Here is a 10613-nt window from a genome sequence, read left to right as displayed (position 1 = left end):
CCTGAGATCTCCCCTCTTCCCCTACACGACGCTCTCCTGATCTTGGGTAGCGTGTATTCCGCAGCTTGAAAACCGAGTGGATACCCGCCGTGGGCTACATGACGGCCCAAGAGGCACAGCGGGATATCAGTCATTATCTGATGCATCGCTACAACTGGGTTCGGCCACACCAGTTCAATGATGGACTGGCACCCGCTCAGTACGAGAAAAACCTTAACGTCGTGTCCGGGATCAGTTGACCACTACAGAAGGGACGACCTTCCAAACCCCAGCTTTAAAAGTGCTCTGCCCCGTCGAGGCTTATATAAACTGGGTCACGGTTGCAGGCATCGCCAAGGGGCCCGTGTTTCGGCGTCTGGATCGCTGGGGAAATCTTGCCGAGAAGGCCATCCAACCCCACAGCTTGATTCCGATGCTGCGGCGTGTATTCAGGGAGGCTGGACTGCCTGAAGAGCTCTATAGCACCCACTCGATGCGACGAGGCTTCGCAACCTGGGCGTCGGCCAATGGGTGGGACGTCAAAGGGCTGATGAGCTATGTGGGCTGGAAGGATATGAAGTCGGCGCTACGGTATGTGGATGCGGGCGTGTCATTTGGAGGGTTGGCTGCCCGCGCTGCCCCTATGAGTCTTAAAGCGTTGCCGCCTAAGGAAAATCCGTAGATCCTCATTATCCATGCTGGCCACCTGATCAAACCGTTGCTAAGTGTCGTCGGCCGCGGAGCTGAATCACGTAGTACGAACCTCGATTCAAAGCACTCGGAATGTCCGGCCGCTCCACTGTTGCTTTTTTATAAGCATGTGAGCCCGGTTGCTTGCTGATCAATCCCAGTTCACGCATCGAGCCACGCACTTTGAACCGACCGATTTACTCGCCATCTTCCAGTATCATCTACACGATTCTGCAGCTGCCTGCAGCGCTTCGACTTTGTCCGAACTGCTCGTATACTGCCCCGCTCAATTTGCCACTGCCGTCCTCATGAAAAGAATACTGCTTGCTGTCGCGTTGTCCCTGCCACCGATCCTCTCTGCTTTTGCTGCACCACCTGCCACCTTCACCGAAGCTAAAGTCGTCGCGAAGCAACAGGTCTATCTCGATCAAGCCAGTAGCTCAATGGGCGAGCTTTATTGCGGTTGCAAGTGGACATGGGTAGGAAAATCAGGGGGTCGAGTCGACGCAAGTTCCTGTGGCCTTCAAGCTAGAAAACAAGCGAACCGAGCTGACCGAGTTGAGTGGGAACACATCGTCCCAGCCTGGACATTCGGGCATCAACGGCAATGTTGGCAGGAAGGTGGTCGTGAGCATTGCGTGAAGGATGACCCTGTGTTCCAAGCGATGGAGGCCGATCTTTTCAACCTCTACCCATCAGTGGGCGAAGTGAATGGCGATCGGAGCAATTTCAATTACGGAATGGCTTCAGGGGTCGCACCACAGTATGGGCAGTGCAAGACCAAGGTTGACTTCGATCAACGCGCCGCAGAACCTCGCGATGAGGTCAAGGGTCTGGTGGCCAGGACGACGTTCTACATGTTTGATCGCTACAACCTGAACATGTCGCGTCAGCAGCAACAGCTACTCATGGCATGGGACAAACAATTCCCCGTCACTTCCTGGGAGCTAGAACGAAACAAGCGCATCGCCGCGATTATGGGTCACTCGAACCCGTTCGTAACCGGCCAACGTGCTTGGATAACAGGGTATAAGCCTCTTGGCGACGGTGTCGTGAACACCCTGCCTCCGCGAATTACCACGTCCTCATCCGACGTGCCGCAAGCCGCCGGTTCAGCTTCGACCGGAACAATCGTTGGCAACAAAAACAGCCACATTTATCACATGCCAGTAGGCTGTCCGAGTTACGACAACGTGTCTGCGAAGAATCAGGTTGCTTTTGGATCAGAGTCCGAGGCAGCGGCGGCGGGCTATCGGAAGGCAGGAAATTGCAAATGAGGTTCCGGCATTGATTTGAAAAGATGCAGCTCAATCACTCAGTTTTGTGAGGTGACGATCCGCTGCGCAGCGCGATTCCCAGTGCAGCTCATCGACCTAAAAATGGCCATCTTCATCAGCTACGAACCCGTCACTGGTAGCGCACGCTGAGCGCATGTTAAGCCAGGTACCTGGATGCCTGGTAGGACGGCGTCTTTCCGGAATGTGTACTGCCAATGAAAATTTTAGGTATTGTTGCTCGCGCCAAAATGCGAGCCGTATGAGTACACACAATAAAAAAACCCAGCCTTGAGAGCTGGGTCTGATCCCATATCGCCTTTGCAGAGGTTGATCGCTATGGGAACAAAATCAGCTTATTTACTCAGTTGATCCAGCAAGTCGTGCCCTGCCCAGGTAAGCTGATACCTCCCGTTGTCACAGCCCAAAAAACCACCATCCACCATCAACCTCATTCCGTAAGACCAGTCGTACCCCGAGAGTCCGGCAGCTGCAGCGAACTTGTCCAAGTCCAGATAGGTAATTCCAGTAATGTCGGGGGATTCCTGGACAGAAAAAAGGATGCATCTGGCGACTTCAAAATTACGTCTCATTGACCATCCTTGAATCATCCCTGAGTGAAAGCTGGAGCATAGACGAGTTCCGCAAACCTGCTTGATGATCATTACAACGTGAACGCCCTTGATTGCGAATGGATTTCTCATGCCGAAAAATGACAAGACGTTCAATGCTCGGCCAGACGAGGTGCTCTATAGCTTTGAGCGCAAAATCAACGACCGCTAGCTGATGGCCGGGTGGCTGGGTGGCTGGGTGGCTGGGTGGCTGGGTGGCTGGGTTTGAGATGGTGCGCGCCGCATCTGGGGAACATATTTAAAAGACCTAGCCAATACTGGTGATCGTCTGTAACCGGATCTGCCGCATCCCTGGCAGCCATTCTTAGCAGTTGAGGAGACACGTTAGGCCAAATCCACCACCTTCCCAGGATGGACAACAGGAGCATTCCTCTATTTAGCTGCTGCTTTTCTGCTGCGGAAAGCCTTGACCTTAGCAATCGTTCCGCAAGCTCGACCGTTGACCCCGCCCTTCGTCATCCCACACCAGCGCTTACTTGAGTTGCGAGTGTTGTCGATGAAGACGCAACGACAATCCGGGCATATCTTCAGTTTAACGATTTCACCTCTAATGATGAGGTTCGCTGCAACACTGAGTAGATAACTGGAAGCGTCACCATCAGCTGAAGCGATGACCGTTGCCGTTACCGAAGAGTCGTCAGTCACCACGCCGATATGAAGCCCTTTCTCGACAAATAGCTCGCTCAACCGAGCGTCAGCGCCCTCTTCTCGCAAAATAAAGCGACGCAGTGAGTCTCGCACGCGCGCCAGCTCGTTCCCCCTTGAAGCGCTGCGCTTCAGGTTAGGAAACTGCCCGAAGCGATCAAACCATGATTTCTCAGACAGCAGAAGCTCCGGAAGCTCGTCATAGAATTCTCGCGTCTCATGCGAGATCGAGAACGTATTAGCGACCGCCCTGAGGGTTTCGAGCTCAATTTTCATTTTTTTTCCGATAGCTTGCGGATGAAATATTTTTGCAAAGAAACGAGATCAAGCTAACCTCCTAAGCATCTTAGCCGGTTACGCAGCGATGACAGGCGCCCCACCCGCCAAATTTGGCGTCTAAGCGGAGTGTTCCACCGACATGATAGCAAGCCTCTCCTCGAACTACCGGAAGGTGCCAAGCAAAATGTGGCCCATCCTCGCGATACAGTTCGTCATGAATGCGTCGCATTTCATGGTTGTTCCGCTAGTGGCTGTCTACTTGGCGAGCACTATGGGATTGACCTCTTTAGAGGTCGGTACCGTGATGGCGGCAAATCTGCCGTCAGCACAAGCGCTACCTGTAATCACGGGATCGCTCGCCGATCGCTTCAATGCCAAGCGTTTTCTCATCGGCGGGCTGGCTATGCGGAGTATCGGTCTGATTGTGTTCGCATATGTGACCGATTGGAGAATGCTAATGCTTGCTGCGACCATCATGGGGACTGGAGTGGCCTTGTACGACTCGGGGCTTTACGCAATTTTCGGTCGACAAGATCAAAAGTCGCATACGCAGATTTTTCTGGTAAATAATCAGATGTTAAACGCCGGCGTAATAGTCGGGCCGCTATTAGCAGCTATTGTGTCTCACATTGATATACGATTGTCCTTCGTTTGTAGTGCAGCTTTATTCGCAGTTCTCGTCTTAGGCGGGTTTGCGATCGAAGTCGAGAGCAAAGCGTTAGCAACCGGAGGGAATATCTTACGAGATTTGAAAAAAGCGTTACGTGACCCTCGGTTCATAAGACTAATAATTTGCTGCTCACCCTGGTACTTTCTCTTTGCGCAGCTTTATGTGTCGTTCCCTCTTTATTATACTGGAATTGCTGGGCCAAATTCTGCCCCTATAATTTTTTTGGCTAACGGTATTGCAGGCATAGTATTCATGTTTGCATCAATGGCGTTCATACACAAATTGCGCCCTGCAACCACCTTACCCATTTTGTATGTGGTCGCAGCAGCTATATATGCGCTTGTGCCTGTGACCCAAATGCCAATATGGTTCCTGGTTTTCGTAGTCCTCTACACTGGCATTGAGACGCTAATGCTGCCTATGAATGAAACTCTCGTTGCTGAAATTGCTCCAATTCAAAGCCAAAGCACATACTTCGGAATAGTTAGTGCCGCATCCGCTATAGTTGGAGCAGGAGGCTACTACATAGGCAGCTGGTTAGTGATGAATAGCTCAGCCCTGCTCACATGGTTAACATTAAGCGCGATATCCTGTCTAGGGTTCGCATTATCAACTTACTTCAAACGTGCACTGCAGTCGAATACTCAATTCGCGTGATTTGTTAGAAGCCTGAGCCTGCAATTGGCAAGGCTGCGAATCTCTCGCTTAACTCCAGCTCAGAGGAGTAATCATGAACGGATCACTGCTGCGCTCAAATTACAATTTCACGCCACCTACAATTTCACACGGTCAAGGTGCAACGCTATTCGACGAACATGGCAAAAGCTACATTGATGGAAGTTCTGGAGCTATGGTAGCTAATTTAGGAAATGGCAATAACACTATCGCCGAAGCGGCAAGTGAGCAAATCAAAAAAATCGCCTATACATATCGAACTCAGTTCTCCGCCGAGAAAGGACAAAGCGGCTTCGAGCAATATCGCGTGGGCCATTTCCAAGGTAGCGACGACGATGAGCGCCCCACCTAGGTTGAAAAGAATTTCACTAACCAGGATGCGCAGCGTGGAACAACCCATTGACTGCGCAGCCGCTACAAATTCGGCATGCCGGATCTGGATGACCGCAGCGCGAGTCACCACTGCAACGCGATCCCAGAGCAATACCCCAGCAGTGTGATCACCACATTTAGCGAACCGCCGACTAAGGAAGCCGAGGCCAGCGCAACCATGACGGACCGGCATGGCGAGGCGACAGGTAATCAGGTAGCTAATGAAGGCATCAGTTTTGCCACCAAAGTAGCCAGCCAGCAGCCCCACTCAAGCCTAAGCCCGCGCGGCTGCTTTGAATTGTGCTACGTCAGGATAAGCCGTTGGGCAAGACCCTAAGGCAAGTACTTGATACTTTAATGACCTTCGCGCCGTGAGTAGGGGTTAGGACGGAGCACTTTGATACTGGTGCCCAGCTCCCTTGGTCGCGTTCAGCGCATGCGCACCAAATCGTAAGGCAACGTCTTACAAATGCCCTGTCGCCCTCTCCCCACAGCAGACCCTCCCCTTCAGTCAGCGGCGGGAGCGTCAGTATCATGGCAACAGCGTTCGACGTTCGCGAGAGTAGTCTAGATTCCTGCGCTACAACATGTTGAGCCTCTGAAGCCAATTGACCTGTTCTTGGCATCCCTCGAATTCGCCCATTTGATCGACCAGACCAGGCGTGCCATCGTGATCCTTGGCCATCAAGGCTTGGGTTTGTGATGGTGCACAGTGCCGCTGCTGTTACAACATGCCTAACAGCTATCACTCCAGATTGGGGCTCATAAAGCATTAGATTTAAAGGATATTTATGGCGATGATCGAGACAATATATTTTGGTGCACTTGAGTGGGAGCTAGCGCACCAAAACTAATCAGATAATATTTATTTGACGAGAAAAAAGCATTCAGCTATTTTTTTTTGGCCGTCGGGTTACTTACGGCATGACCGACACATTTTCGATATCAACTTTGATAAAGGATCTAAATATGAAGCCTGTAAAAATTGAACCGAGCCTTTCCCTGCAGTCGAACGGCGCGTATCTGATGATCGTGTTGCAACAGCTTAAGTAAACACTCTCCTCTCACACCAATGCCTCCCCTCTGAATTAGAGGGGCTGGCTATACATATGGATATGTCATGTCGCCAGCTTTTTTTATACGCATCGTGGGCAGCGATCTCGTGCTGTGGGACTATAAAAGGCACAGACAATATGAGATCGGCTTGCCTCATCTAAGTCGAATATTAGATTTAACACGGGGAGAACAAGTTACTGATTCTCAGATAGATCTGGATATAATCAACTCAAAAATCATGGATGACGCAGACCCCAGCGAATGGGGCTGGGATTGCCTGTCACGTATATTTCACGTTGGAACACAAGTTGTAAACAGCGCTGGATTCGATGGAGGATCAATAACCTCCTCCTCTGCCGAATATCTCGCCTTCTGTGAATCGCTATCAGATAAAATTCCAGAGCTTTTAATTGAACGCGTCGGGCCTCGCCTGCCTTTGCCGCACCCATCCAACACAAAAAATAATAAGCCATTTATTGACGTCCTTATGGAGCGTCAGACATGTCGAGCTTTCACGGGCAAGCCTCTGACCATTGATGAAGTCTCAACTGCATTGTGGCTTACATTTGGAAATGTCCATGGCAACGATAGAAATGACCTGCAGGCGCTGGGCTTAGCGCCTGTTGGTTATCGTAAAACGTCCCCGTCTGGGGGGTCGCTGCACCCCAGCGAGCCATATGTCATAATAATTAACGTGACGGGCGTTCCGAGCGGTATTTACCACTACGCAGGTCACAAACATGAGCTTACCAGACTTGGCAATGAAGTTAGGCCACAGGAACTTGCTAGGCTACTTTGTCAGCAAGATTTCGCTAGCGATCTAGCGTTCGGCATATTCATATCGACTCGTTTCGACAAGATGTGGTGGAAATATCCGCATTCCCGGGCGTACCGAGTAGCGTTGCTTGACATAGGATGTCTTATACAGACCTTTCAGATGGTGTGCGCGAGTTTGGATGTTCAGTCATGGCCTACCGGCTATTTTCTAGATCAAGAGGTAAATTCACTTCTCGGCCTGAATGAAAGCATTGAGTCATCGATGTTCTTTTTAGGAGGTGGTATAGGGGAAGGCGCCGTGGACAGAGAAACATTAAACCTCGTAATGCAGAGGAATAAATGATGAAGATAGTCGCGGTAAAGCCAGGACATGACGGGCATATAACGTATGTAAAAGATGGGGCGCTTGAGTTTTCTTACGAGGCGGAAAAGGATACGGGATTTAGGTATCAAGAACTGGATATAATTACAACGATCGATGCATTTATGCAGATCGGTGATGTTCCGGATGTTATATCTGTCAGTGGATGGTCAAGGGGATGGGATCCTATGGGGGTGCCAGTCGGAGCTGGCTATTCCGGATTGCAAGTCCCTGAGCAAAAGATGATCTCTTTCATGGGTACTCAGACGGCTCTCTTTAGCTCGACTCATGAGCGATCCCACCTGTTCTGCGCTTACGCAATGTCACCCTATGATCAGGGTGAGCCAGTCTATGCTTTGCTTTGGGAAGGACATCTCGGCGCGTTCTATTCGATTGATGCTAACGTTAATATCACAAAATTAAAGGATATACTCGTCGATCCCGGTATTAGGTATGCCTTCATTTACGCGCTAGTCGATCCAACCTTTAATCTGCCTAGAGGAGGAGTTAGGCTGGGGGACGCGGGCAAGCTGATGGCATTAGCTGCCTATTGCGATAGTAGTATTGTACCTTCCGCGGAAGAGACCGCGATTCTTGATAAAATATTCTCGGCACCTCAGGAAAAGACATCTCTCCATAAGGAAGATTTCAATGAGTATGAGGCCTTCAACAGCGGGGTTGCTTCAGAAGCGTCTAAGCGGCTGGCTCGACTCGCATCAAACAAATTATTCGAGATATTTCACAGTAGTATAAGCGAACTTGTTGAGGACATACGGCCTCTCCTCATTACAGGAGGTTGTGGGCTAAACTGTGACTGGAACGCGGAATGGCAAGCCTGCGAGCTCTTTGCGGATACGTTCATTCCGCCTTGTACAAATGACACTGGCGCTGGTTTGGGAACCGCCGCAGAGGCCCAGTTCTTATACACCGGCGATGCGAAGATAAAATGGTCAGTGTACTCCGGCCAAGATTTTGTTGATGACTTGAGAATCTGTGATTTCTCGATGATTGACAATTATATACGTATTAAAAGTGGTGTAGCAGGTGTTGCAAGTGCTCTGAACAAAGGAGCGGTCATTGCTTGGGTAAATGGCAAATGTGAAATTGGCCCAAGAGCATTAGGTAATCGCTCACTCCTGGCCGAGCCCTTTCATAGAGACACACTAAATAAGTTGAATGAAATTAAAAAAAGGGAAATGTTTCGTCCGATCGCTCCGATTTGCTTGGAAGACGACTACCAAAAATATTTTACGCTCACCAAACCAAGCCCACACATGCTTTATTTCAGCCAGGTCAAGGATGCTAGACTTAGAGCAGTTAGCCACGTTGACGGCTCGGCTAGGCCTCAAACAGTTAATGAAAAGCAAAACCCCGAAATATTTGAGTTACTGTTAAAATTTCGAGAGACTTCTGGCGTGGGGGTCTTATGCAACACGTCCCTGAATTTCAACAGAATGGGATTCATCAACCGGAGTTCCGACCTCTTAGATTACGCTAAATCAGTAGGCCTAGACGGATTCGTATTAAACGGAACTGCTTTTATGATAAAGGAATTTTCAGATGACTGTTGATAGGACAGATGACATAAGCTGGCGAAAACCCAAGTTTCTAATCGTGATACTTAACAGAATTATAAGCTCAAGTATAATCTGGATCGATTTTGTCCTAATATTCTCGTTAACGGCATATTACTGGCTTGCCACGCCCTCCATTGTCGGCGTTGCGGCGGCTCTCTATGGTCTACCAGGGCTTATACTTGGCCCGTTCATAGGGCGGGCAATAGACAGATCGGATCCGATAAAGGCTCTTTACATCAGCTACTTGGCGAGAGGCATAACATCCTTTGCCCTTGTATTTGCTCCTACCATTGAGCTATTTCTTATAGCAGTGCTTTTTAAGGGAATTGCGAATCTTGCGGCAATGCCTACAGAGCAAGTGATCATTAAAAAGTCATTCTCCAGCTCTCAACTGGCATCTGGAATCGGTTTATTGACTGTTATAGACCAGATCATCAAAATTTGTGCCCCGTTCTTCGCAGGCATTCTAGCTCAGGTTATTTTTGCCCGCTTCGGTTTCCTGTTTTCTGCATTTCTAGCCATGGTTGGAGCCTTAACTATATTTTTACTATCCACTCCATCTACCAACGAAGATTTTTCGCGCTCCCGCGCCATTAGCTCACCTAGCTTTCGAGTTCTCCTAGTGGCGCTCGGCCAGGAAAAGATTTTAAAATTTTCCTTTACTGCCGCGCTCATCCAAAGCTTTTTATTAGGCGTCTATGATCCACTTCTCGCGCTGTTCTTAAAACAACTGGGGTATAATGCCGCATCCTTTGGAGTAATCGTGAGCTGTACCGCGGTTGGTGGGATAATAGGAGCTACTATCTATAAAAGAGCCATCACCTCTTGCTCTCATTCATCGTTGCTGTCAGGGGCTATGTGTGGCTTTGGCTTCACAGTGCTGATGCCCGGCATCTTATTCCTTAACAACATGCATATCTCAATTTTACTTCTTTATGCTCTGTGGGTTCTCAACGGCATATGCTATGCCCTCACTGCGATGTATTTTGCAGTGACCTTGCAGCAAAGATGCGACCTAGAAACGATTGCAACCGTCAGCGCCAGCGCTAGAAGCGCCCTCATTTTTGTGATGATAATCGGGCCTTTGATAGGCTCATCGCTGGTAAAATATAGTTCACTTGGCTTTGTCTTCCTCCTAAGCGGTATCTTAGCTGTCGTTACCGGAATTGCAATGTTTTGCATGCGGAGCAATGACGATCCAGCGGTGGGCGATTGCGGGTGATAACTGACTCTTGGATGGTGTTTCTTTAGTTTTTCTACGCAATTCGTAAGTGTTATTTTATTCGAGACTTCGTAGGATTAGGGCGTACTAGGATCGCTATCGCCCAAGTATCGCCCAACTGCTACACGGCATAGGGATGCGAAAAAATATATTCTCCAGGCTGCAGGCGCGCTCGTCCTTTGACGTTATGGACGGCAAAACTGAAGTTGACCCGCCGATCATGAATCGCAAAAAGAGGAACGTCCACCTAGAGACTTCCAGTGTTCAAGGTAGCTACACCGGCGTTCTTCAAGTTAGTTGTCGAGGATCAGGTACAGCTCAGGATGCTGGAGAGTTTCGCGATCGTTTTCAAGAGAAGCATCTGCTATTGCTGATGATGCCGCTATCCACTCGGTTTTCAAGCT

General features: G+C 49.5%; 9 protein-coding genes and 3 pseudogenes. 8 read left to right on the top strand and 4 right to left on the bottom strand.

The window, feature by feature from the left end:
• Positions 1-50: 50 nt before the first annotated feature.
• Together P406_RS28475 and P406_RS30465 are read left to right on the top strand one after the other, a co-directional pair.
• A pseudogene (locus P406_RS28475) lies at positions 51-239 on the top strand (IS3 family transposase); the annotation flags it as partial.
• A gap of 173 nt (positions 240-412) precedes the next feature.
• The gene (locus P406_RS30465) at positions 413-661 is read left to right on the top strand and encodes a tyrosine-type recombinase/integrase (RefSeq protein WP_370737619.1); all 249 of its coding nucleotides are present in this window, start codon (positions 413-415) and stop codon (positions 659-661) included.
• A gap of 82 nt (positions 662-743) precedes the next feature.
• Here P406_RS30465 and P406_RS28470 read toward each other — a convergent pair.
• A pseudogene (locus P406_RS28470) lies at positions 744-947 on the bottom strand (IS3 family transposase); the annotation flags it as partial.
• Positions 948-977: 30 nt separating this feature from the next.
• Between P406_RS28470 and P406_RS26675 the strand changes: the two are divergent.
• Positions 978-1946, top strand: a complete 969-nt coding sequence (locus P406_RS26675; protein WP_046237863.1) for an endonuclease — start codon at positions 978-980, stop codon at positions 1944-1946.
• 353 nt (positions 1947-2299) lie between these two features.
• Here the strand turns inward: P406_RS26675 and P406_RS26670 are convergent, their stop codons facing one another.
• Both P406_RS26670 and P406_RS26665 read right to left on the bottom strand, forming a co-directional pair.
• A complete protein-coding gene (locus P406_RS26670) occupies positions 2300-2536 on the bottom strand; it encodes a hypothetical protein (protein WP_004665131.1) in 237 nt (78 codons plus the stop codon).
• Between the two features lie 411 nt (positions 2537-2947).
• The gene (locus tag P406_RS26665; RefSeq protein WP_046237862.1) at positions 2948-3496 is read right to left on the bottom strand and encodes a CGNR zinc finger domain-containing protein; all 549 of its coding nucleotides are present in this window, start codon (positions 3494-3496) and stop codon (positions 2948-2950) included.
• A gap of 142 nt (positions 3497-3638) precedes the next feature.
• Between P406_RS26665 and P406_RS26660 the strand changes: the two genes are divergently transcribed.
• The gene (locus tag P406_RS26660; protein ID WP_082100988.1) at positions 3639-4826 is read left to right on the top strand and encodes an MFS transporter; all 1188 of its coding nucleotides are present in this window, start codon (positions 3639-3641) and stop codon (positions 4824-4826) included.
• A 73-nt stretch (positions 4827-4899) separates the two neighbouring features.
• The gene (locus P406_RS29915; protein WP_144431146.1) at positions 4900-5196 is read left to right on the top strand and encodes an aminotransferase class III-fold pyridoxal phosphate-dependent enzyme; all 297 of its coding nucleotides are present in this window, start codon (positions 4900-4902) and stop codon (positions 5194-5196) included.
• On the opposite strand, the pseudogene P406_RS26655 reads toward P406_RS29915, so the two are convergent.
• A pseudogene (locus P406_RS26655) lies at positions 5116-5484 on the bottom strand (ABC transporter permease); the annotation flags it as partial. The gene P406_RS29915 and the pseudogene P406_RS26655 sit on opposite strands and share 81 nt — an antisense overlap.
• A gap of 852 nt (positions 5485-6336) precedes the next feature.
• On the opposite strand from P406_RS26655, the gene P406_RS26650 reads away from it, so the two are divergent.
• The 3 genes from P406_RS26650 to P406_RS26640 are packed head-to-tail and all read left to right on the top strand — an operon-like array spanning position 6337 to position 10209.
• Positions 6337-7392 (top strand): SagB/ThcOx family dehydrogenase, encoded by a 1056-nt coding sequence (locus P406_RS26650; protein ID WP_046237860.1) that lies wholly within the window; start codon positions 6337-6339, stop codon positions 7390-7392.
• On the top strand, positions 7389-8981 hold the full coding sequence (locus P406_RS26645) for a carbamoyltransferase C-terminal domain-containing protein (RefSeq protein ID WP_052739365.1): 1593 nt from the start codon (positions 7389-7391) through the stop codon (positions 8979-8981). The genes P406_RS26650 and P406_RS26645 overlap by 4 nt, the downstream gene beginning before the upstream one ends.
• On the top strand, positions 8971-10209 hold the full coding sequence (locus tag P406_RS26640; protein WP_046237858.1) for an MFS transporter: 1239 nt from the start codon (positions 8971-8973) through the stop codon (positions 10207-10209). Before P406_RS26645 ends, P406_RS26640 begins: the two co-directional genes overlap by 11 nt.
• Positions 10210-10613 lie beyond the last annotated feature (404 nt).

Origin of the sequence: Pseudomonas syringae pv. coryli str. NCPPB 4273, from assembly GCF_000972175.1 — a bacterium.
GTDB lineage: Bacteria > Pseudomonadota > Gammaproteobacteria > Pseudomonadales > Pseudomonadaceae > Aquipseudomonas > Aquipseudomonas syringae.
The sequence above is the reverse complement of the archived record's forward strand: the minus strand, read 5'-3'. Positions and strand labels throughout refer to the sequence as shown.

Excerpts from the sequence above, each read along its gene's own strand:
- P406_RS26640 (WP_046237858.1), top strand. The coding sequence starts at position 8,971 with ATGACTGTTGATAGGACAGATGACATAAGCTGGCGAAAACCCAAGTTT.
- P406_RS26660 (WP_082100988.1), top strand. The coding sequence starts at position 3,639 with ATGATAGCAAGCCTCTCCTCGAACTACCGGAAGGTGCCAAGCAAAATG.
- P406_RS29915 (WP_144431146.1), top strand. The coding sequence starts at position 4,900 with ATGAACGGATCACTGCTGCGCTCAAATTACAATTTCACGCCACCTACA.
- P406_RS26670 (WP_004665131.1), bottom strand. The coding sequence starts at position 2,536 with ATGAGACGTAATTTTGAAGTCGCCAGATGCATCCTTTTTTCTGTCCAG.
- P406_RS26675 (WP_046237863.1), top strand. The coding sequence starts at position 978 with ATGAAAAGAATACTGCTTGCTGTCGCGTTGTCCCTGCCACCGATCCTC.
- P406_RS26665 (WP_046237862.1), bottom strand. The coding sequence starts at position 3,496 with ATGAAAATTGAGCTCGAAACCCTCAGGGCGGTCGCTAATACGTTCTCG.
- P406_RS26645 (WP_052739365.1), top strand. The coding sequence starts at position 7,389 with ATGATGAAGATAGTCGCGGTAAAGCCAGGACATGACGGGCATATAACG.
- P406_RS26650 (WP_046237860.1), top strand. The coding sequence starts at position 6,337 with ATGTCGCCAGCTTTTTTTATACGCATCGTGGGCAGCGATCTCGTGCTG.
- P406_RS30465 (WP_370737619.1), top strand. The coding sequence starts at position 413 with ATGCTGCGGCGTGTATTCAGGGAGGCTGGACTGCCTGAAGAGCTCTAT.